Annotated in this window: 11 protein-coding genes; 8 read left to right on the top strand and 3 right to left on the bottom strand. The window is 65.9% G+C overall.

All coding sequences use genetic code 11. From position 1 onward, the window contains the following. Positions 1 to 198: 198 nt before the first annotated feature. The 3 genes from lysS to prfB all read right to left on the bottom strand — a co-directional run bounded on the left by lysS (position 199) and on the right by prfB (position 3,564). Positions 199 to 1,728 (bottom strand): lysine--tRNA ligase, encoded by a 1,530-nt coding sequence (gene lysS, locus JOD97_RS11910; protein ID WP_209717558.1) that lies wholly within the window; start codon positions 1,726 to 1,728, stop codon positions 199 to 201. A gap of 26 nt (positions 1,729 to 1,754) precedes the next feature. Beyond that, a complete protein-coding gene (locus JOD97_RS11905) occupies positions 1,755 to 2,459 on the bottom strand; it encodes an HAD family phosphatase (protein ID WP_209717555.1) in 705 nt (234 codons plus the stop codon). Then, a protein-coding gene (gene prfB / locus JOD97_RS11900; RefSeq protein ID WP_209717552.1) for a peptide chain release factor 2 occupies positions 2,460 to 3,564 on the bottom strand; the annotation gives its coding sequence in 2 pieces (ribosomal slippage) (positions 2,460 to 3,482 and positions 3,484 to 3,564; 1,104 coding nt in all). It lies immediately after the preceding gene. A 275-nt stretch (positions 3,565 to 3,839) separates the two neighbouring features. On the opposite strand from prfB, the gene JOD97_RS11895 reads away from it, so the two are divergent. The 8 genes from JOD97_RS11895 to JOD97_RS11860 form a co-directional block, all read left to right on the top strand. Further along, positions 3,840 to 5,837 (top strand): bifunctional 2',3'-cyclic-nucleotide 2'-phosphodiesterase/3'-nucleotidase, encoded by a 1,998-nt coding sequence (locus JOD97_RS11895; RefSeq protein WP_209717550.1) that lies wholly within the window; start codon positions 3,840 to 3,842, stop codon positions 5,835 to 5,837. A gap of 23 nt (positions 5,838 to 5,860) precedes the next feature. Next, the gene (locus JOD97_RS11890) at positions 5,861 to 6,376 is read left to right on the top strand and encodes a tetratricopeptide repeat protein (protein WP_373999837.1); all 516 of its coding nucleotides are present in this window, start codon (positions 5,861 to 5,863) and stop codon (positions 6,374 to 6,376) included. Between the two features lie 206 nt (positions 6,377 to 6,582). Then, complete coding sequence (locus tag JOD97_RS11885) at positions 6,583 to 7,740, top strand: ABC transporter substrate-binding protein (RefSeq protein WP_209717548.1); 1,158 nt, start codon at positions 6,583 to 6,585, stop codon at positions 7,738 to 7,740. 93 nt (positions 7,741 to 7,833) lie between these two features. After that, complete coding sequence (locus tag JOD97_RS11880; protein WP_209717546.1) at positions 7,834 to 8,724, top strand: branched-chain amino acid ABC transporter permease; 891 nt, start codon at positions 7,834 to 7,836, stop codon at positions 8,722 to 8,724. 3 nt (positions 8,725 to 8,727) lie between these two features. Next, positions 8,728 to 10,677, top strand: a complete 1,950-nt coding sequence (locus JOD97_RS11875) for an ATP-binding cassette domain-containing protein (protein ID WP_209717544.1) — start codon at positions 8,728 to 8,730, stop codon at positions 10,675 to 10,677. Positions 10,678 to 10,689: 12 nt separating this feature from the next. Next, entirely contained in the window at positions 10,690 to 11,412 is a 723-nt protein-coding gene (locus JOD97_RS11870; RefSeq protein ID WP_209717542.1) for an ABC transporter ATP-binding protein, read from the top strand. A gap of 229 nt (positions 11,413 to 11,641) precedes the next feature. Next, complete coding sequence (locus JOD97_RS11865) at positions 11,642 to 13,336, top strand: ShlB/FhaC/HecB family hemolysin secretion/activation protein (RefSeq protein ID WP_209717541.1); 1,695 nt, start codon at positions 11,642 to 11,644, stop codon at positions 13,334 to 13,336. A gap of 43 nt (positions 13,337 to 13,379) precedes the next feature. Next, on the top strand, positions 13,380 to 23,015 hold a 9,636-nt coding region (locus JOD97_RS11860; RefSeq protein ID WP_209717539.1), incomplete at its 3' end, for a filamentous hemagglutinin N-terminal domain-containing protein.

Raw genomic sequence — 23,015 nt, 5'->3', positions numbered from 1 at the left:
GATTTCGGCAGCGCGCCTATCATCACGTAACGCTCCCACCGCACGTAATAGCTCAAAACCCGCCCGCCTTCACCGACATGCGCGCGTTACCACTTAGGGGTCGTACCCCGGTCGGGGTACGACCCCGCCTGGCCTGCGGGTTTCGCCCGCGCCGAAGGCGAAAAAAAACCGCTCGGGGGAGCGGTTTTCGTGGAGCGCTTACTCTTCGCGGCGCAGGTGCGGGAACAGCAGCACGTCGCGGATGTTCGGCGAGTCGGTGATGATCATCATCAGGCGATCGATGCCGATGCCGCAACCGCCGGCCGGCGGCATGCCATATTCCAGCGCGCGGATGTAGTCGGCGTCGTAGAACATCGCCTCCTCGTCGCCGGCGTCCTTGGCCGCCACCTGGGCCAGGAAGCGCGCCGACTGGTCTTCGGCGTCGTTCAACTCCGAGAAGCCGTTGGCGATCTCGCGCCCGACCATGAACAGCTCGAAGCGCTCGGTGATGCCCGCTTCCGTATCGGAGGCGCGCGCCAGCGGCGACACTTCGGCCGGGTAGTCGATGATGAAGGTCGGCTCCCACAGCTGCGCTTCGGCGGTTTCCTCGAACAGCGCCAGTTGCAGCGCGCCCAGGCCGGCCGTGGCGAACGGCTTGACGCCGAACTTCAGCAGTTCCTTCTTGATGAACTCGGCGTCCTTCAGCTGCTCCGGCGTGTAGCCCGGCGCGTACTTGTTGATCGCCTCGACGATGGTCAGGCGGTGGAAGGCCTTGGCCAGATCGAGCTCCTTGCCGCCGTAGGTCAAGGTGGCGGTGCCGTGGGCGTCGATCGCCGCCTGGCGGATGATCTCCTCGGTGAAGTTCATGATCCACTTGTAGTCGGTGTAGGCCGCGTAGAACTCCATCATCGTGAATTCCGGATTGTGGCGGATCGACACGCCCTCGTTGCGGAAGTTGCGGTTGATTTCGAACACGCGGTCGAAGCCGCCGACCACCAGGCGCTTGAGGTACAGCTCCGGCGCGATACGCAGGAACATCTGCATGTCGAGCGCGTTGTGGTGGGTGATGAACGGCTTGGCCGCCGCGCCGCCCGGAATGGCGTGCAGCATCGGCGTTTCCACTTCCATGAACTCGTTCTTTTCCATGAAGCGGCGCATCGACGAAATCGCGGCGGTGCGCGCCTTGAAGGTGCGGCGCGTTTCCTCGTTCATGATCAAGTCGACGTAGCGCTGGCGGTATTTGGTTTCCTGGTCGGCCAGGCCGTGGAATTTGTCCGGCAGCGGGCGCAGCGACTTGGTGATCAGGCGCAGTTCCGACACCTTGATGGTCAGTTCGTCCGTCTTGGTCTTGAACAGCGTGCCGACCACGCCCAGGATGTCGCCCAGGTCGTAGTGGTGCAGGGCGGCCATCGCCGCCTCGCCGGTCAGGTCCAGCGTGGCGTAGATCTGGATGCGGCCGTCGGCTTTAGGGCCGGACGAATCCTGCAGCGTGGCGAAGGCGGCCTTCTTGCCGGCTTCGCGCTTGAGCATCATGCGGCCGGCCAGCACCACGGTGACCGGGGCGGCTTCCAGCTCTTCGCGCGATTTCTCGCCGTACTGCGCGTGCAGGTCGGCGGCCTTGTGTTCCGGCTTGAAGTCGTTCGGGAAGGCGATGCCTTGTTCGCGGATGGCGGCCAGCTTGGCGCGGCGCTCGGCGATGATCTTGTTCTCGTCGGGCGCTGCTGCTTGTTCTTGAAGATCCGTAGTCATGGTCTGTTTCTAGGTTGAGGTGATGATTAGTTGGTGGCGGCGCCAGCGTACGGCTCGGACGCGAACAGCGCGTCGATATCGAGCTCGCTGAAGTCGCGTGCCACGGCGATGACGTTGTCGTATTCGGCGAAGGCCTCGGCCGGCAGGGTGGTCGTCAGCACCACCGCGCGCATGCCGGCGCGGCGCGCCGCCTCCACGCCCAGCGGCGCGTCCTCGAACACGATGCTGTCGGCGGGCAGGGCGCCGGCGCGCTCGGCGGCCAGCAGGAACACGTCCGGATTGGGCTTGCCGCGGGCGACGTCGGCCGCGCCGGCGATGGCGTCGAACTGCTTGCGCAGATCGAGGCCGTCGAGCGTGAAGGCGATGTTCTCGTTGGGCGCGGCGGTGGCCACGGCCAGCTTGATGCCGGCGCTTTTCGCGGCGGCGATGAACTGGTCGAAGCCGGTCGTCACCGCCAGGTGCGGCGCATACAGCTCGCGGTACAGCGACTCCTTCTCGAAGTCGAGCGCCGCGCTTTCCTCCCTGGTCAGGTGCTCGCCCAGGTAGGTGCGCATGATCTCATGGCCCTGGCGGCCGGCCGTGTCGCGGAAAAACGCGTCCGGGTCCAGCGTGTGGCCGCGCCGCTCGAAAAACGCCAGCCACGATTTGGTGTGGAAGGCCATGTTGTCGACGATGGTGCCGTCCATGTCGAAGATGAACGCGCGCGCCGTTGAAGATGCCCCTGATGTCATTTATACGCCTTGTTTGAGCGATGCGGAGATGAAGTCGTCGAGGTCGCCGTCCAGCACGCCCTTGGTGTTGCCGGTCTCGAAGTTGGTGCGCAAATCCTTGATGCGCGACTGATCGAGCACGTAGGAGCGGATCTGGTGGCCCCAGCCGACGTCGGTCTTGGAGTCTTCCAGCTTCTGCTGCTCACTCATGCGCTTGCGCAGCTCCATCTCGTACAGCTTCGCCTTCAGCATCTCCATCGCCTCGGCCTTGTTGCGGTGCTGCGAGCGGTCGTTCTGGCACTGCACCACGATCCCGGACGGGCCGTGCGTCAGGCGCACCGCCGAATCGGTCTTGTTGATGTGCTGACCGCCGGCGCCGGACGCGCGGTAGGTGTCGATGCGCAGGTCGGCCGGATTGATCTCGATGTCGATCGAATCATCGACCTCCGGGTACACGAACAGCGACGTAAACGACGTGTGGCGGCCGTTGGCCGAGTCGAACGGCGACTTGCGCACCAGCCGGTGCACGCCGGTCTCGGTGCGCAGGAAGCCGTAGGCGTAGTCGCCTTCGACCTTGATGGTGGCGGTCTTGATGCCGGCCACCTCGCCGTCGGACTGCTCCATGATCTCGACCTTGAAGCCTTTGCGTTCGGAGTAGCGCAGGTACTGGCGCAGCAGCATCGAGGCCCAGTCCTGGGCCTCGGTGCCGCCGGCGCCGGCCTGGATGTCGATGAAGCAGTTGTTCGGGTCCATCGGATTGTTGAACATCCGGCGGAACTCCATGCCCTCGATGACCTTGCGCACTTCCTCGGCGTCGACGATCAGCGCCTCGAGCGTGTCGTCGTCGCCTTCCTCCTTGGCCATGGCGAACAGGTCGCCCATGTCTTTGAGGTCGGTGTCGGCCTTGGTCAGCGCGTTGACGATCGCCTCCAGCGATTTTTTTTCCTTACCGAGATCCTGGGCCTTTTTCGGGTCGTTCCAGACCGTCGGGTCTTCCAGTTCCTCGTTTACTTGTTCGAGTTTCTCCGACTTTTTATCGAAGTCAAAGATACCTCCGTAGTTCGGCTTCGCGGGTCGTCAGATCGGCGAGCAGGGCGGAGAGGGCGTTAATGCGTTCGGCTTCCATGTTTTCTTCTTTTCTAGGCTGAAATCAAACCTTGGATTATACCGGATCAGGGGTGGCGCCGGGCGCTTGTCTGTCCGCGCGCCGGGAAAAACGCCCGGCCCGGCCCCGGGCGGGCACGGCTTTTGCATGCGGGCAGTCACCTGCCGGTTGTAAAATACTGACATTTTGAACACAGCCGGTATAAAATATGCACCCATTCGGTGAAGAATATTGATGCGAGGAAATGTCGCACCCGTCCCGCCGGCCGTCCCCAACCTGTACACACATCGACCTCTATGCGCGCGTTCATCGTCCTGCCTGTTTTGCTGATCGGCTGCGGCAGCTTGCCGGGCGGCGGCACGACGCCGGCGGGGACCGAGGCCACCGTGGCGCTGCTCGAGACGACCGACCTGCACGCCAACGTGCTCGGTTACGACTACTACAAGCTCAAAGCCGATCCGTCGATGGGACTCGATCGCACCGCCACCTTGATCCAGCAGGCGCGCGCCGAATTCCCCAACAACCTGCTGCTCGATAACGGCGATGCGCTGCAAGGCACCGCACTGGCCGACTACCAGGCGCTGGCCTCGCCGGTCGGCTGCGACCAGGCGCCGGCGATCTACAAGGCCATGAACCTGCTGGGCGTGGACGGCGCCGGCGTCGGCAACCACGAATTCAACTACGGCTTGCCGTATCTGAACCAGGTCACCGGCAGCCATTTCGACGTCGACGGCGTCGCCGCCGACGCGCCGCGCTGCGCCGGCCCCGCGTTCCCCATCGTGCTGGCCAATATCTACAGCGCCAGGACCCGCCAGCCGCTGTTCGCCCCGTACGCCATCCTTACGCGCCGCGTCGCCGCCACCGGCCCCGATGGCCGGCCGCTGACGGCCACCCTCAAGGTCGGCGTGATCGGCTTCGCGCCGCCGGGCGTCCTGTCGTGGGACAAGCACTGGCTGGACGGTAAAGTCTACGCCGAGGGCGTGCGCGAAACGGCGCTCAAGTACATCCCGCAAATGCGCGCGCAGGGCGCCGACCTGGTGGTGGCGGTCTCGCACGGCGGGCTTGACGGCGCCCCGTACACGTCGGAGATGGAGAACGCCAACTACTATCTGGCGCAGGTGCCCGGCGTGGACGCGATGCTGATCGGGCACGCGCACCAGCAGTTCCCCAATCCGGCCAGCACGGTCGCGTCGTTCGATCTGCCCGGCGTGGACAAGGCCGGCGGCACGGTGCGCGGCGTGCCCGCCGTGATGGCCAGCCTGTGGGGCAAGCACCTGGGCGTGATCGCGCTGCGCCTGCAGTACGACGGCAAGGCCTGGAGCGTCGACAAGGGCCGCACCACGGTCGAAGCGCGCCGCACGCGCACCGCCGGCGGCTACGTGCCCGCCGATCCGGCGTTCGGCGCGCTGATCGCCGCCGAGCACGAGGCCACCATCCGCTACGTGCGCACGCCGGTCGGCACCAGCGACTTCCGCATGTCGTCGTATTTCGCCGATGTCGGCGACGTCAGCGCCATCCAGCTGGTGAACCAGGCGCAGACCGACTATGTGACCGATTACGTCAAGGCCAACCTGCCGCGCTACGCCGGCTTGCCGGTGCTGTCGATGGCGTCGCCGTTCAAGGCCGGAGCGGCCGGCGTGCGCGATTACACCGACGTCAAGCCGGGCGGAGTGGCGCTCAACAACGCGGCCGACCTGTATCTGTATCCGAACGCGCTGCACGCGGTCAAGCTGGACGGCGCCGGCCTCAAGGCGTGGCTGGAAAAGTCGGCCGAGCGCTTCAACCGCATCGATCCGGCCAGCGGCGCGCAGCAGGAGTTGATCAACGCCTCCTTCGCCAGCTTCAACTTCGACATGCTCACCAGCGCCGACGTCACTTACCAGATCGACGTCACCAGGCCGGCCGGCCAGCGCATCGTGGCGCTGCACTATAAAGGTGCGCCGCTCGCACCGTCGCAGCAGTTTCTGGTCGCGACCAACAACTACCGCGCCAGCGGCGGCGGTCATTTCCCCGGCCTCGATGGCGGCAAGACGGTGATCGAGGCGCCCGACAGCAGCCGCGACGTGCTGATCTCGTACATCAAGCGCGTCAAGACGCTGACCCGCGCGCGCAACGCGTCGACGCGCAGCTGGCGCTTTGCGCCGGTGGCGACCAAGGGCGCGGTGGTGTTCCACGCGGCGCCCGGCATGATCGAACTGGCCAGGGAGGCCGGCCTGGCGTCGGTCACGCAGATCAAACCGGACGATGGCGGCGGCAAGGGCTTCGCGCTGTACGCCATCGACTTGTCGAAATGAGTGGAGGAGCCATGCTGCCTGTCGTGCGAAAACTGATCGGGATGCTCACGCTGCTGGCGGCGGCCGCCGGTTCGGCCTGCGCCGCGCCGGTGGACGAGGCGCGCCTGTACCTGCGCGGCGGGCAGGGCGTGAAAGTCGATTTGCCGAAGGCGTTCTCGCTGTTCCAAAGCGCCGCCAGGGCCGGCGATCCGCACGCGGCCTACTACCTGGGCATGATGTACCAGAACGGCATGTCCGTCGCGCGCGACACCAGGGCCGCCGCGCGCTGGCTGGAGTTCGCCGCCAACCGCCAGATGCCGGCGGCGATGTTCGCGCTGGCCAATCTGTACCTGAGCGGCGACGGCGTCAAACGCGACGAGCAAGCCGCCCGCCGCCTGATCGAAAAGGCCGCCGACCTTGAATATCCGGACGCGGTGATGGCGATGGCCATCGGCCTGCGCGACGGCTCGATGGGGTTCGAGCGCAACGAGGCGCTGGCCGAAACCCAGATGCGCTTCGCCAACCGCGCCTTGAAGCAGCGTCCCGTCGGCGGCATGTAGGCCGCGCCACATCACCATCTTTATCCTTACTGCTTGCTTACACTCGGCCGGACTTGTGCACGCCGCGCGCTTGCTGCGATGCGGCACAGCTATCTGTTGCCGGTCCCGATACACTCCCCTACAATGTTTCACCGATGGGGCGACTTAGCAGCCGATTTTCCAGCGTGGACGACTAATATAAAAACGTTGTAAACAGGAGATGACACATGAAATTGACACTGAAATTGGTGGTGGCAGGTCTGGCACTCGGCTTCTCGGCTTCCTCGATGGCGGCCGATCCCATCAAGATCGGCGTCGCCGGGCCGTTCACCGGTGGCTCCGCGCCGATGGGCGTATCGATGCGCGACGGTGTCAAACTGGCGGTGGCGGAGATCAACGCCAAGGGCGGGCTGCTGGGCCGCCAGATCCAGCTGGTTGAACGCGACGACGAAGCCAAGAACGAACGCGGCGTGCAGATCGCCCAGGAGTTGATCAACAAGGAGAAGGTGGTCGCCACCGTCGGCTACATCAACACCGGCGTCGCGCTGGCGTCGCAGCGCTTCTACCAGGAAGCCAAGATCCCGGTCATGAACAACGTCGCCACCGGCTCCATCGTCACCAAACAATTCGCCGACCAGCCGGAGAATTACATCTTCCGCAATTCGGCCAACGATCAGATCCAGTCGCAGATGATCATCAAGGAAGCCGTCGACAACCGCAAGTTCAAGAAGGTCGCCATCCTGGCCGACTCCACCAACTACGGCCAGCTCGGACGCGAGGACCTGGAGAAGGCGCTCGACAAGAAGGGCATGAAGGCCGTGGCGACCGAGAAGTACAACCTCAAGGACGTCGACATGACCGCCCAGCTGCTCAAGGCCAAACAGGCCGGCGCCGAGGTGGTGCTCACGTACGGCATCGGCCCCGAGCTGGCGCAGATCGCCAACGGCATGGAAAAGCTGGGCTGGAAGGTGCCGCTGATCGGCAGCTGGACGCTGTCGATGGCCAACTTCATCGACAACGCCGGCAAGAACGGCAACGGCACCCGCATGCCGCAAACCTTCATCCAGGACCCGACCACGCCCAAGCGCAAGGCCTTCATCGACGCCTACGTCAAGGCCTACAATCCGCCGGGCGGGCGCATGCCGTCGCCGGTGTCGGCGGCGCAGGGCTACGATTCGATCTACCTGCTGGCCGCCGCCATCAAGCAGGCCAATTCCACCGAGGGCCCGAAGGTCAAGGCCGCGCTGGAGAACCTCAACGAGAAGATCGACGGCGTCGTCACGTCCTACAGCAAGCCGTTCACCAAGGATAACCACGAAGCCATCACGGCGGACATCACCGTGTTCGGTGAAGTCAAGGACGGCAAAGTCGTGCTGGCCAAATAAGGTCCGCACCGATTCCCGCACCGGCCAGCCTTGAGATTCAAGCCTGGCCTTTTTCTTGTGTTCGTTTTTTGCCGCGCGCGGCAAGGTGAAATCATGGAAATCTTCCTGCAACTGGCGTTCAGCGGCATCGCGCTCGGCATGATCTACGCGGTCATCGCCTTCGGCTACCAGCTCACGTTCGCCACCTCCGGCACGCTGAACTTCGGCCAGGGCGAATCGCTGATGCTCGGCGCGCTGGTCGGTCTGAGCCTGGTCGGCACCATCCACGGCGGCCCGTACATGGGCTACCTGCTGATGATCCCCCTGGTGATCGTCTTCGGCGCGCTGCAGGGCATGTTCGTCGAATGGATAGGCGTGCGGCCGGCGATCAAGATCAAGTCCGAATTCGGCTGGATCATGTCGACCATCGCGCTGGCGATCATCTTCAAGAACGTCGCCGAGAACATCTGGGGCAAGGACGACCTGACTTTCCCCTCGCCGCTCAGCTCCGCGCCGTTCCAGATCTTCGGCGCCAACGTGCAGCCGATGCAGGTGGCGGTCATCGTCGGCGCGCTCGCCATCATGGCGGCGGTCGAAATCTTCAACCGCAAATCGATCTACGGCAAGGCGGTCGTCGCCACCGCCAACGACCGCGACGCGGCGGGCCTGATGGGCATCAACACCCGCGTGGTGATCACGTTCTCGTACGCGCTGTCGTCGGCGACCGCCGCTTTCGCCGGCGTGCTGGTGGCGCCGCTGACCCTGACCGGCGCCACCATGGGCGCCTCGCTCGGCTTGAAGGCTTTCGCCGTGGCCATCATCGGCGGGCTGACGTCGGGCGTGGGCGCCATCGTCGGCGGCCTGATACTGGGCATCGCCGAAACCACCACCGGCTACTACATCTCGACCGGCTACAAGGAGGTGCCCGGATTGCTGCTGCTCCTGCTGGTGCTGGCGATCAAGCCGTCCGGCCTGTTCGGCAAAGCCGCCATCAAAAAGGTCTGACCCATGAACAAGACGATAGTGGCGGCGAGCGTGGCGGGGCTGGCGGTGCTGGTGCTGTATCCGGTGCTGATCCCGAATCCCTACTACATCCATCTGTTCGAAACGATTTTGATCTACGCGATCCTGCTGTTCGGGCTCGATATCGTGGTCGGCTACACCGGCCAGGTGTCGCTCGGCCACGCCGGCTTGTTCGGCATCGGCTCCTACGCCACCGGCGTGATGGTGTTCAAACTGGGCGCGCCGTTCTGGATCGCCATTCCCGCCAGCGTGCTGGGGGCGGCGGTGTTCGGCGCCATTCTCGCGCTGCCGGCGCTGCGCGTGACCGGACCCTATCTGGCGATGGTGACGCTGGCCTTCGGCACCATCATCCAGATCCTGATCAACGAGATGACCTTCCTGACCGAAGGGCCGATGGGGTTGAAAATCTCCAAGCCGGTCATGTTCGGCCAGAAGCTGAGCGAAGTCCAGTACTACTACATGTGCGCCGCGCTGATGGTGGTGTCGCTGGTCGTCGTGCACCGTATCCTCAAATCGAACCTGGGGCGCGCCTTCGAGGCGCTGCGCGACAGCCCGATCGCCTCGGACTGCATGGGCGTGTCGGTGTACCGCTACAAGGTGTACGCCTTCATCATCAGCGCCGGTTTCGCCGGACTGGCGGGCAGCCTGTACGCGTATTCGGAGGAATACATCTCGCCCAACACCTACAACTTCGAGTTGACCATCCTGTTCCTGCTGGCGGTGATCATGGGCGGCCGCAAAACGCGCTCGGGGGCGCTGATCGGCGCGCTGATCGTCGTCATGCTGCCCAGCTTTTTGGCCGACATCGAATTGTTCCGCAAGATCGCGGTGGCCGCCGCCGTGCTGGGCGTGGTCGGCGCGGGCCTGTTGCTGGCGAAGGGGCGCGTCACGCCGCAACGCGTGGTCGTACCGCTGGTCGCCACCATCGGCATGGCCGCCTTCTCCTTCAAGCTGGAGAACATCGTCGACTGGCGCCTGACCATCTTCGGTTTGATGACGCTGTTCGTCGTCTACTATCTGCAGGACGGCATCGTCGGCTTCCTGCAAGGGCTGCTGGGCAGGGGCGCGGTGCACGCCAAGGCGGTGCTGGCCAGCGGCGTCGAACCGTTCGCCCGGGCCAAGGGCGGCAACGCCGGCGACACGCTGCTGGACGTGAACCAGATCCTGATGCAGTTCGGCGGCCTCAAGGCGCTCAACCAGGTCGACATGCAGGTCGTGCAGGGATCGGTGCACGGCCTGATCGGCCCGAACGGCTCGGGCAAGAGCACGATGATGAACGTGCTGACGGGGATCTACAAGCCGACCGCCGGACAGGTGTCGTTCGCCGGCGCCGTCATCTCGGGCCGCACGCCGTCGCAGATCGCGCTGGGCGGCGTCGCCCGCACCTTCCAGAACGTGCAGCTGTTCGGCGAGATGACGGCGACCGAGAACGTGCTGGTCGGCCTGCACAACACGTTCAAATCGAATGTGCTGGACGTGATGCTGCAAACGCCGCGTTACAAGCGCGAGGAGCGCGCCGCGCGCGACCGCGCCGCCAGCATATTGGAGTTCGTCGGCCTGTCGGCGATGGCCGACGAGGAAGCGCGCAACCTCCCGTACGGCAAACAGCGGCTGCTGGAGATCGGCCGCGCGCTGGGACTCAGTCCGCGCCTGCTGCTGCTCGACGAACCGGCGGCCGGGCTGACGGCGCCGGACATCAAGGAACTGATGGCGATCATCCGCAAGATCCGCGACCACGGCATCACCATCATCCTCATCGAGCACCACATGGACGTGGTGATGGCGTTGTCGGACACGGTTACGGTGCTGGACTTTGGCCAGAAGATCGCGGAGGGCAAGCCGGCGGCCGTGCAAAGCGATCCGAAGGTGATCGAAGCGTACCTGGGCGGCAGCGGCGAAGAACACGGCGGCATGGCGGCGCCGGCGGCACACTAACGAGGACAGCACATGCTATCGATCTCCAATCTGCACGCCGCCTATGGCAAAGTCGAAGTCCTGCACGGCATCTCGCTGGAAGTCCCCAAGGGCAAATTGGTGACCCTGATCGGCTCCAACGGCGCCGGCAAGACCACCACCATGCGCGCCATCTCCGGCATGATCAAGCCGAAGGAGGGCCGGGTCACGCTCGGCGGCAAGGACATCACCGGTCACGACTCACACCGGATCGCGCGCGCGGGGTTGGCGCATTCGCCGGAAGGGCGGCGTGTGTTCGCCTCGATGACGGTGACGGACAATCTGCTGCTCGGCGCCTTCCCGCGCTTCACGCGCGCGCGGCCCAGGGGCGACATCAAACACGATCTGGAAAAGGCGCTGGAGCTGTTCCCGCGTCTGAAGGAGCGGCAGGGGCAACTGGCCGGCACTTTGTCCGGCGGCGAGCAGCAGATGCTGGCGATGGCGCGCGCCATCATGCTCAACCCGGACGTGGTGCTGCTCGACGAACCGTCGATGGGACTGGCGCCCATCCTGGTGGAGGAAGTGTTCCGCATCATCCAGCGGCTGAAGTCGGAGGGCGTGACGATGCTGCTGGTGGAGCAGTTCGCCGCCGCCGCGCTGAATGTGGCCGACTACGGCTATGTGCTGGAGAACGGCAGTATCTCCGTCCACGGCCCGGCCGAAAGCCTGAAGACCGATCCGAAGGTGATCGCCGCCTACCTCGGCGGCGGCCACTAACTAACCCCCAGCGGGAGAGTCCGCCGGTTGTTGTTCTATAAACTAAAAATAACTTTTTCGGCTGGTTATAATGCCAATTAATATTATGTGAGAATTGGAGAGAATTAAAACTAAAACATTGAATTGCATTTGTATAAACTAAAATATATCGATATATTGCAACATTTTTGATTGCCTTGGGGAAATTGCGTCTATATAATTCGCAATTAATAATTCTACAGGGCAACAAATGAGGTCGTTTTACAAGCTGTCGTACGGTGTTTTTGTGCTGTGCAGCATCACGCCAATCCGCGTTTCGGCCCAGTCGACGACCGAACTGACCACGCAGCAACTGCAACGCCAGCAGCAGCGCGAGCGGGCGCTCACCGAGCAGGCCGAGGAGAAGCGGCCCGACGTGCGCCTGCCGCGCGCGCCCGCGCAGACCGGGGCGACCTATCCGGCCGACGAACAACCGTGCTTTCCCATCTCCCGGATCACGCTGATGGGCGAAGGCGCCGACCGCTTCGACTGGGCGCTGGCCGCCGCCGATGACGCCGTCGGCCGCTGCCTCGGCAGCGTGGGCGTCAATACCGTTATCGGCAAGGTGCAAAACGCGCTGGTCGCGGCCGGCTATGTGACCACCCGCGTGCTGGCCGCACCCCAGGATCTGCTGGCAGGCCAATTGCGGCTGTTGGTGGTGCCTGGCCGCATCCGCGCCATCCGCTTCGCCGCGCCGGCCGACCAGAACGGCCCGTCGTGGCGCACCGCCGTGCCCGCTTCGCCGGGCGATATCCTCAACCTGCGCGACATCGAACAGGCGCTGGAGAACTTCAAGCGCGTTCCGACCGCCGAGGCCGATATCGATATCGTTCCCGGCGAGCAGCCCGGCGACAGCGATTTGGTGATCAAATGGCGCCAGGCGTTTCCCGTGCGTGTGAGCCTGTCCGCCGACGACAGCGGCGGCAAGTCGACCGGCAAGTACCAGGGCGGCGTCACCGTGTCGCTCGACAACCTGCTCGGCTGGCACGAACTGATGTATTTCAGCGCCAACCGCGACCTGCCGGCCGGCGGCGCCGCGGCCGAACACGGCACGCGCAACTACGCGCTGCATTATTCGATGCCGGTGGGATATTGGCTGCTGTCGCTCAACGCCAGCCATTACCGCTACTACCAGTCCATCGCCGGCGCCAATCAGAACTACATCTACAGCGGCACCAGCGGCAATGCCGACCTGAAGGCCGCGCGCGTGCTGTACCGCGACGCGGCCCGCAAGACCACCGCCGCGCTGCGCCTGTATCAACGCCGCAGCAACAATTTCATCGACGATACCGAAGTGCAGGTGCAACGGCGCCAGATGGGCGGCTACGAATTGAGCCTGTCGCACAAGGAGTTCGTCGGCGCGGCGACGCTCGACGGCGCGCTGACCTACAAGCGCGGCACGCATATGTTCGGCACCTTGGCGGCGCCCGAGGAAGAGTTCGGCGAGGGCACGTCGCGCCCGGCCATCATCGGCGCCGACGCCACCTTCACGCTGCCGTTCGCGCTGGCTTCGGCCAAGCTGCAATACCAGGCCACCTGGCGCGCCCAGTGGGAGCGCGACCGCTTGATCCCGCAGGACCGCTTCGCCATCGGCGGGCGCTACACCGTGCGCGGCTTCGACGGCGAGAGCAGCCTGTCGGCCGATCGCGGCTGGTTGCTGCGCAACGAGTTGATCTGGTCGGTCAACGGCGCCAACCAGCTGTATCTGGGCCTTGACCATGGCGAGGTGGGCGGCGAGCGCACCGCATTGCTCGCCGGCACCAGCCTGACCGGCGGCGGCCTGGGCTGGCGGGCCCAGCTCGGCGGCGCCCAGCTCGACCTGTTCATCGGACGGCCGATCCGCAAGCCCGAACACTTCCGTACCGCCTCAAACACCGGCGGCTTCAGTTTGAACTACCAGTATTAACCCGCATGCGCCGGCCCCAACCCCGCCGGCAGAAAGTATCGTCATGAACAAGCTGTGCTATCGCATCGTCTTCAACAAACGCCGTGGTCTTTTGATGGCCGTGCAGGAAAACGCCAGCAGCCAGGGCAAGGGACGCGGGCAGGCCGGCGCGGCGTCGAGCGGCGGCGCCGACCGCGCCGGTCCGATGACGACGCGCCTGCGCGGCATGGCCTTGGCGCTGCTGGGGGTGATGGGCGGCTCGGCGGCGATGATGAACATGGCGGCGGCCCAAATCGTCGCCGACCCGAGCGCGCCAGGGCGCCAACAAGCGACGGTGTTGAACACCGCCAACGGCGTGTTGCAGGTCAATGTACAGACGCCAAGCGCGGCCGGTGTGTCGCGCAATGTCTACAACCGCTTCGACGTGCCCAAGAGCGGCGCCGTGCTGAATAATTCACGCAACGCCGTGCAGAGCCAGCTGGGCGGCTGGATCGATGGCAATCCCTGGATGGCGCAGGGAACGGCACGCGTGATTCTCAACGAGGTCAATTCCAACAATCCGAGCCAGTTGCGCGGCTATATGGAGGTGGCGGGCAACCGCGCCGAGATGGTGATCGCCAATCCGGCCGGCATCGTGGTCGACGGTGCCGGTTTCATCAACGTCAGCCGGGCCACCCTGACCACCGGCACGCCGCTGCTGAATCCGGCCGATGGCGCGCTCAACGGTTACTCCGTGCGGCGCGGGCAGATCAGCTTGGAAGGCGCCGGACTCGACGCCCGGCTGACCGACTACACGGCGCTGATCGCGCGCTCGGTGCAATTGAACGCCGGCGTGTGGGCGCAGCAGCTGGCGGTGACGACCGGCGCCAACGACGTGACCTTGACCACCGACGGCGCGGGCGCGGCCAGCACGATGCTGGCGCCCGCCGAGGGCAGCGGCGAGGTCCCGCGCTACGGTGTCGATACGGCGCTGCTGGGCGGTATGTACGCCAACAAGATTACGCTGATCGGCACCGAGGCCGGTGTCGGTGTGCGCAACGCCGGCAGCCTCGGCGCGGCGGCCGGCGAACTGGTCGTGACCAGCGCGGGCCGGCTGGAAAACGCCGGCAGTATGAGCGCGAGCAATGCGGTGCGGGTGGACGCGCGCGGCGGCATCGCCAACAGCGGCAAGGTGTACGGCGAGGCCGATGTCTCGCTGGGCGGCGCGGCGGCGATCGACAACAGCGGCACCGTGTTAGCGGTGGGGGCGCTGGCGCTCAACACGCCGGCCGCGCTGAGCAACAGCGGCACGCTGAGCGGCCAGGCCGGCTTGCAAGTGACCGCCAACACGCTGACCAACAGCGGCACGATCAGCAGCGACCGGCGCGCGGCGTTGTCGCTGCGGGGCGATATCGACAATCATCACGGATTGATCCAGGGCCAGAGCGTGGCGCTGAGCAGCGCGGCCGGCAGCCTTGGTAACCAATCCGGCCAAATCGTGCAAAGCGGCGCGGCGCGGCTGGACATCGCCGCCACGTCGCTGGATAACAGCGGCGGCGGACAGGTGGGGGCGGCGCCGGCCGTCGGCGGCACCGCGACCGGCCCCGGCCCCGGCAGCGGTGCCGATGGTGGAAACGCCGGCAACCCGGGCGACGGCGCGGGGGCCGGTGGCGGTGGTGATGCCGGCGCCGTGACGCCAGCGCCGACCCCGACGCCTGCCGCGCCCGCGACCACCCCGGCGCCAGCGCCAACCCCCGTGCCCGACGGCTACCTCCAGATCGCCGGCGCCATCGATAACGGCGCGGGCCGTATCATGTCCGGCGGCGATATCGGCGTCGGTGTCAGGTCGCTGAACAACGCCGGCGGCCAGTTGAACCTGTCGTCGTTGGACGTCAACGGCGGCGCCTTCAGCAACGGCGCCGGCCAGTTGAGCGTGCTGCACGACTTCCGTCTGCGCACCGGCGCGTTCGACAACCAAAGCGGAAAAATCATCGTCGGCGGCAATTTTACCGGCCAGTCGCAGGGCTTCGACAATGGCGGCGGCTTGTTGTCGGCCGGCGCCAACCTCGCCCTCAACAGCGGCGCCATCAGCAATGTCAACGGCAAGATCGTCGCCGCCGGCCGCGTCGCGCTCGACGCCGGTGGCGCCGTCGACAATCAAAACGGTTATATCCAGGCATCGACCGGGCTGTCGTTGACCGCCACCGGCAGGCTCGACAATCAAGCCGGCGTGATCGAAACGACCGCCGCGACCGCCACGATGGCGGTCGCGGCCGGCGATATCGACAATGGCAACGGCCGCATCGCCAACGCCGGCGGCGGCGCCAGCAGCATCAGCAGCGCTAGCAATCTGCTCAATAGCGGCCTGATCGGCGCCAACGGCGCCTTGCTGCTGGACGCGCAGACCATGCGCAACGAGGGCACGGTGCAAGCGGTCACCGACATGCGCTTGGCCGTCAAACGGCAACTGGACAACGGCGGCGACATCAGCAGCGGCGGCAAGCTCGACTTCATCGAGGACGCGGCGACGCTGAACAACCCCGGCCGGATCGCCGCCGGCGGCGCTATCACGGTCGCGGTGGCGCATGTCAACAACGCCGCCGGCCAGATCGGAACGGCGGCCGGCTCCGGCGCCGACGTGGCGCTGAGCGCGCAGGACGTCAACAACCGCGGCGGCAACGTGATCGCCGACGGCAACCTCGCCGTCACCGCCAGCAACACCGGCCTGGACAACTCCTTCGGTCTGATGCTGGCGCAGCGCGACGCCGCCATCGTCGCCGCCGTCACACTGCTGAATGAGCAGGGGGCGATCGAGACCGCCGGTCCGGTCAGCAAACTGGACGTGCAAGCGGGTACCATCCGCAATCTCTCCGGCCGCATCGTCAACGTCGGCCGCGGCGACACCGACATCCGCGCCGCCGGCGAGATCATCAACAGCGGCCTGGTAGCGGGTAATGGCTGGCTGGGCATGACGGCGGCAGCCATCGACAACAGCGGCACCATGACCAGTGGCGCCGATCTCGACATCGTTGTGGCGGGGTCGCTCACAAACAATGGCCTGATCAGTAGCGCCGACCAGTTAAGGCTGCTCGGCCCCAACGCGGACGTGCGCAACTACGGACAGATCAGTTCGGCCGGCAACATGCAGGTATGGGTGGACCGGCTGACCAACGGCGGCCTGATCGCCGCCACCGGCGGGGCCGACACCATCATGTCACTGCGGGGCAATACGCTGGACAACGATGGCGGCAAGATCATCGCCGGCGGCAGCGCCGCGCTGAACTTTAGCGGAGCGATCAGCAATAAGGGCGGCACCGTGCAGGCCGCCCGGGACATGCGGATCGAGGCCGGCGGCGGGCTGAACAACACCGACGGCGTGATCGAGGCCACCGGCGCGCTCAGCAAGCTGGAGGTCAGCGCGCTGTCGATCGACAATACCACCGGCCGCATCGTCAACGTCGGCACCGGCGACGCCAGCGTCACGGCCGCCACGGGCATCCTCAACAGCGGCTTGATCGCCGGCAACGGCACGCTGAACGTGGAGGCGCAAAGCCTGGACAACACGGCCACCGGCGCCGTGACGTCGGGCTTGGCCATGACGGTGGGCGTTAGCGACCGCCTGCAAAACGACGGCACGATCCAGAGCAACGGCGCGCTGACCTTCACCCGCACCACGGCCGAGCTAGGCAACACCGGCCTGATCAGCGCCAACGGCGACTTGCTGGTCAAGGCCGGGCACCTGAACAACGACGACGGCGACATCGCCACGGCGGCCAAGTCGGACGCCAACCTGGTCATCGCCAGCGACAGCCTGAGCAACCAGCGCGGCCGGATCTTATCGGATGGTGCCGGCGACATCGCCGTCGCCGGCGCGGCCGACAACCGCGACGGCGTGGTGCAGACCCGGCGCGACCTGACCTTGGGCGCCGGCGCGTTGCTCGACAACCGCAACGGCGTGGTCGAGACGCTGGCGGCCACCAGCGCGATGCATGTGGCCGGCGGCGCGATCGACAACACCGGCGGGCGCATCGTCAGCGCCGGCACCGGCAATTCCAGCGTGACGTCGGCGTCCTACATCCAGAACAGCAAGCTGATCGCCGCCAACGGCAGCCTGGCCGTGGCCGCGTTGACGCTCGCCAACAGCGCCGGCGGCGAAGTCTCGTCCGGCGCCGCGTTGCAACTGGCCGTGCGCGACAAGCTCGACAACGCCGGCGTCGTCAGCAGCGTTGGCGCCATGACGTCCACGCTGGCGACCGGCACCTTGACCAACACCGCGCGCATCGTTGCCGGCGGTGAGATGCGACTGCTGGCCGGCGTGCTCAACAACGATGGCGGCCAGATCGCCACGCTCAAGCAATCGCAGGCCGATGTCGGCATCACGGCCGATGCCGTCTCCAATCGTGGCGGCTTGATCCAGGCCGACCGCAACGCCATTTTCACCCTGACGGGCGCGATGAACAACGCCCAGGGCGTGATCCAGGCGGCGCGGGACCTGCGCGTCGACGCCGGCGGCGCCATCGACAACACCGCCGGCGTGCTGGAAGCAATCGGCAGCGGCAGCATGCTGCGGGTGCAGGCCGGCGCCATCGACAACAGCGGCGGGCACATCGTCAACGTCGGCACCGGCGACACGCATGTCGGCGCCGATGCGCTGCTGCTGAACGGCGGCCTGGTGGCCGGAAGTGGCAAGCTCGACGTCACCGCGCAAACGCTGCGCAACACGGCCGGCGCGACCATCTTCGCCGGAACCGATATGACGCTGGGCGTCACCCAGCAGTTGCAAAACCTGGGCGCGATCAACAGCACGGGCACGCTCGACACCACGGAGGTGACGACGTCGGTGCAAAATCGCGGCACCATCATTTCCGGCGGCAAGGCGACCTTGAACGTGGGCGCGTTCGACAACGATGGCGGACAGCTGGCGACGGTCAAAGGTTCCGGCAGCGATATCGCGCTGACCAGCGACAGCCTGAGCAACCGCGACGGCGCCATCCTCGCTGACCACGGCGCGCGGATCGCGGCGGCGGGCGCGGTGGACAATACGCGCGGCACCATCCAGGCGCGGCAGGACATGGGGCTCGACGCCGGCGGCGCGCTTAACAACACCGGCGGCGTCATCGAAGCGATCAACGCCGAAAGCACCTTCAGCCTGAACGCCGGCGCGATCGACAACACGGGCGGGCGCATCGTCAACGTCGGCACGAACGCGACGTCGGTCGCGGCGCGCGACGGCATCGTCAACAGCGGCCTGATCGCCGGCAATGGCGATGTCAGCCTGGCCGCCAGCACCTTGCAGAACCAGGCGGGCGGCAATGTCGTGTCCGGCGCCGATCTGGACCTGGCGGTCGCGCAGCAGCTCGATAACCGTGGCACCATCAGCAGCGGCGGCACGCTCGACTTCAGCCGCGCCACCGTCGTGGTCAACAACCGTGGCCAGATCGCCTCGGCCGGCCAAGCCCACATCGCGGCCGGCGTGCTGAACAACGACGGCGGCCAGATCGCCACCCTGAGCAACAGTGCCGCCGATATCGTGATCGACAGCCAGAGCATGAGCAACCAGGGCGGCAGCGTGCTGGCCAACGGCAGCGCCTTGCTCGACGTGAAGGGCGCGGTCAACAATGCCGGCGGCACCATCCAGGCGCAGCGCAACCTCGACCTGTCGGCCGGCGGCCTGCTGAGCAACTCGGGCGGCGTGATCGAAACGGCCAACGTCGCCAGCCTGTACACGATCAGCGCTGGCGCCATCAGTAACGGCAGCGGGCGCCTGGTCAACGTCGGCGGCGGGCTGACGTCGATCAGCGCGAGCGGCGCCATCACCAGCAACGGCATGATCGCGGGCAATGGCGATCTGTTTCTGTCGTCGCGCACCGCGCAGAACGGCGGCACGGTGGCGTCGGGCGGCGACCTGCAGCTGGCGGTCACCCAGCAGATGCAGAACATGGGCACGGTCAGCAGCGCCGGCACCTTGCGATTCACGCAAGCGGGCGCCAGCTTTAGCAACAGCGGCCAGATGATCGCCGGTGGCCAGGCGACCTTCAGCGCGGCCAGCTTCAACAACGATGGCGGCCAGATCGCCACGGCCGGCGCGTCCGGCGCGGAGATCACTGTCGACAGCAACACTATCAGCAACCGGGGCGGCAAGATCTTGGCCAGCGGCGACGCCAGCTTGACCAGCGGCGGCGGTCTGGACAACACCGGCGGCAAGGTACAGGCGGGGCGCGACATCGACATCGCCGCCGCGGGCGCGCTGGACAACATGGCGGGCGCCATCGAAGCGGGCGGCGCCGCCAGCAAACTCGACATCAAGGCCGGCGCCATCGACAGCACGGCCGGGCGCATCGTCAACGTTGGCAGCGGCGACACCAACGTGCACAGCGACGGCGCCATCGTCAACAGCGGCGTTCTGGCCGGCAACGGCGACCTGAATCTGAGCGCCAGGACGCTGGCCAACAATACCGGCGGGGCCATCGGGGCCGGCGGCGACCTGCTGCTGAAGATCACCGGGCAACTCGACAATCACGCCGACATCACCGGCACCGGCACCTTGCTGTTCGACCAGTCCGCCGCCAACCTGAACAACAATGGCAAGATCGTCGCCGGCGGCAAGGCCACGTTCGTCGCCAACGCCATCGTCAACGACGGCGGCCAGATCGCCACGGCCAAGGACAGCGGCGCCGACCTGTCTTTGACCGGCAAGAGCCTGAGCAACGTCGGCGGACAGATCCTGTCGGACGGCAAGGCGGTATTAGCCATCGACGGCGCGCTGACCAACACGCAGGGCACCTTGCACGCCATCGGCGATCTGGAGCTCAAGGTCACGGGCGCGTTGAGCAACGATGCCGGCGTCATCGAGGCGGTGGGCGCGGCGTCGGCGCTGACTGTCTCCGCGCAATCGATCGACAACGGCAGCGGCAAGATCATCAACATCGGCAGCGGCGACGCCACCATCACCAGCCTGGGCGCGATCGGCAACAACGGCACCATCGCCGGCAACGGCAATATGGCGATCAAAGCCACCACCTTGAGCAGCGGCGCCAACGGCAATATCGCCACCGGCAAAAACCTCGACTTGCAGGTGACGCAGCAGCTGGACAACCAGGGCAAGATCAACAGCGCCGGCACGCTGACCTTCAACCAGGCGGGCGCCACGTTGAACAACAGCGGTTCCATCGTCTCGGCCGGCAACGCGCTGATCGTCGCCAATGTCGTCAAGAACGACGGCGGCAGCTTGGGGACGGCGGCCGGCTCGGAAGGCGACCTCAATCTGACCGCCAACCAGCTGAGCAACGAGGGCGGCCACGTCACGACCGGCCGCGACCTGATCGTCACCACGCACACGCTGCTGGGCAACGGCGAGTTGCAGGGCGGCCGCGACCTGGCGTTGACGATGGACGGCGACTACACGCAAGGGAACGGCACCCAGCAGTTCCACTCGAACCGCGACCTGAGCCTGACGGTGACGGGCAACATCACCAACAACGCGACCTTCGAAGCGGTGCGCAACCTCACGCTGAGCGGCAACGCCGTCACCAACAACGCCGGCGCCGTCATTCAGGGACAGGGCGTGGCGATCAAGGCGGCGGGCGATGTCAACAACGCCGGCGAGATCAACGGCGAGACCGCGCTCGACATCAACAGCGGCGGCACGGTCAACAACGACAACGCGATCGTCGGCGGCGATTTGACGCTGACGGCGCAAAACCTTAACAACACCACGGCCACGTCATTGGTCGGCGCGACCAATTCGATGAGCCTGGGCGTTTCCGGCACGGTGAACAATACCGGCGGAGGAACGATCTACAGTTCCGGCAGCCTGTCCATCGCCGGCGCCTTGACGGGCGGCCAGACGGCCGTGGTCAACAATATTTCGTCGACCATCGAGGCGGGCGGCGATCTGGTGCTGAACGCGGGCACGCTGAATAACATCCGCGAGAACGTTTCGCTGGTCAAGGTGCAGACGGTCGACGAGACCAAGCAGATGCAGTTGCCCGAGTGGTATCACAACGGTGACAACCATAAAAACTTCGACCCGAACTCCGCCAACTATTTCCCGCACGAAGTGTACTTCGTCAATCCTGACGACGTTCTGGAGAACGCCACCTTTGTCGCGCCGGATGGGAATACCTACGGCCGTGCCGTGATACGCACGCACGCCAACGATTCCGCCTTCGTTGCTGGTGGAAGCGGTCTGTACAGCTCATACGGCGCCAAGGCGCGCATCTCGATGAGCGATGGCACACGCGTGCTGTTTTATTTGTACAGCTCGGATAACCAGGCCAATCCGGACCAAGGCGGCCCCGAGAGCAGTGCGTACCAATACGTTGATCAAGTCACCAGCTGGACGGACGCCGGGCCGACGTTCTCCAACCAGTACGGCAGTTGCGCCGCAAACTGCATTCGTTTCGTGACCCAGCCGAACTACTACGATCCGACCACCATCATCAACCGGGAAAAAATCCGGTCACTGAAATCGGAGGCAGGCAAGCTGGAGCAGTCGCGGGTGGCGCACCACGTGGCGATTGAAGACCAGGTTGCGCCGACCTCGGGTGCATTGGCGCAGATCCTGTCCGGCGGCAACATGCACATGACCGTCGGCCAGTCGCTGATGAATCAGTACGGCAACATCGTCGCCAACGGCGCGCTGGTCGTCGACGGCGGCGCCGCCATCACCAACGAGGGCGCCACGCTGTACCGCACGCACACCTTCGACGGCACCTGGCGCACTTACGATGGCGATGTGACCGCCTACACCATGCCGACCCTGAACGAAGTGATCGGCACGGCGGCCGGCATCATCTCCGGCGGCAAAGGCGTCAGCATCACCGGCCGCAGCTTCACCAACGTCGATGTCACCGCCGGCACGGCCGGCAACATCCGCGACAGCGTCAACGTGGTCGCCACCGGCAACAACATCGCCACCGCCGCCAGCCACGCCTCCGGCAGCGGCGGCAGCGGCGGCAGCGCCTACGGACAGGTGGGCGGCAGCGGCGTCGGCAACCACGCCTCCGTCGGCGGCCGCAATGGCGCGAGCGGCTTGGTCAACAACGCCATCGCCAACGGTCAGGCCGGCGCCAGCGGCACCGGCAACAACGCCCAAACCGTGCTCGACACCAACGGAAGCGGCCTGGTCAACAACGCCGGCGACGCCCAAAACGCCAGCGGCAGCGGCATCTCCGCTGGCGCCCGGAATGCCGACCGCGTCAGGGGCAGCGGCGCCAACGGCGGCGCCCTGGGCGACCTCGCCACTGGACACGGCGTCGGCCAGACGCAGGGCGCCTCGCAGGTCGGCGGCGGCGCCAACGCGGTCAAGGTCGCGCCCAACGGCTTGTCGACGATCAATCCCGACGCCAACGGCAGCTATGTGTTCGAGACCCGTTCGCAGTTCGCCAACCGCGGCAACTGGGTCAGCAGCGACTACCTGCTCAACCAGCTGGCGATGGACCCGTCGGCGACCCAGAAACGCCTGGGCGACGGCTTCTACGAACAGAAAATGGTGCGTGACCAACTGATCGAGCTGACCGGCCGCGCGCCGGCCTCCGGCGAAAGCGACGACAGCCGCTACAAGGCGCTGCTGACCAGCGGCGTCAGTTTCGCCCAGCAGTTCGACCTGCGGCCCGGCATCGCATTGACGGCCGACCAGATCAGCCACCTGACCAGCGACATCGTCTGGATGGAGACCGAAACCGTCATGCTGCCGGACGGCACCGTCGAGAAGGTGCTC

Origin of the sequence: Duganella sp. 1411, from assembly GCF_017833525.1 — a bacterium.
Taxonomy (GTDB): Bacteria; Pseudomonadota; Gammaproteobacteria; order Burkholderiales; family Burkholderiaceae_D; genus Rugamonas.
Note: the sequence above shows the minus strand (reverse complement) of the source record. Positions and strands in the feature narration are given on the sequence as shown.

Excerpts from the sequence above, each read along its gene's own strand:
- lysS (WP_209717558.1), bottom strand. The coding sequence starts at position 1,728 with ATGACTACGGATCTTCAAGAACAAGCAGCAGCGCCCGACGAGAACAAG.
- JOD97_RS11905 (WP_209717555.1), bottom strand. The coding sequence starts at position 2,459 with ATGACATCAGGGGCATCTTCAACGGCGCGCGCGTTCATCTTCGACATG.
- JOD97_RS11895 (WP_209717550.1), top strand. The coding sequence starts at position 3,840 with ATGCGCGCGTTCATCGTCCTGCCTGTTTTGCTGATCGGCTGCGGCAGC.
- JOD97_RS11885 (WP_209717548.1), top strand. The coding sequence starts at position 6,583 with ATGAAATTGACACTGAAATTGGTGGTGGCAGGTCTGGCACTCGGCTTC.
- JOD97_RS11880 (WP_209717546.1), top strand. The coding sequence starts at position 7,834 with ATGGAAATCTTCCTGCAACTGGCGTTCAGCGGCATCGCGCTCGGCATG.
- JOD97_RS11875 (WP_209717544.1), top strand. The coding sequence starts at position 8,728 with ATGAACAAGACGATAGTGGCGGCGAGCGTGGCGGGGCTGGCGGTGCTG.
- JOD97_RS11870 (WP_209717542.1), top strand. The coding sequence starts at position 10,690 with ATGCTATCGATCTCCAATCTGCACGCCGCCTATGGCAAAGTCGAAGTC.
- JOD97_RS11865 (WP_209717541.1), top strand. The coding sequence starts at position 11,642 with ATGAGGTCGTTTTACAAGCTGTCGTACGGTGTTTTTGTGCTGTGCAGC.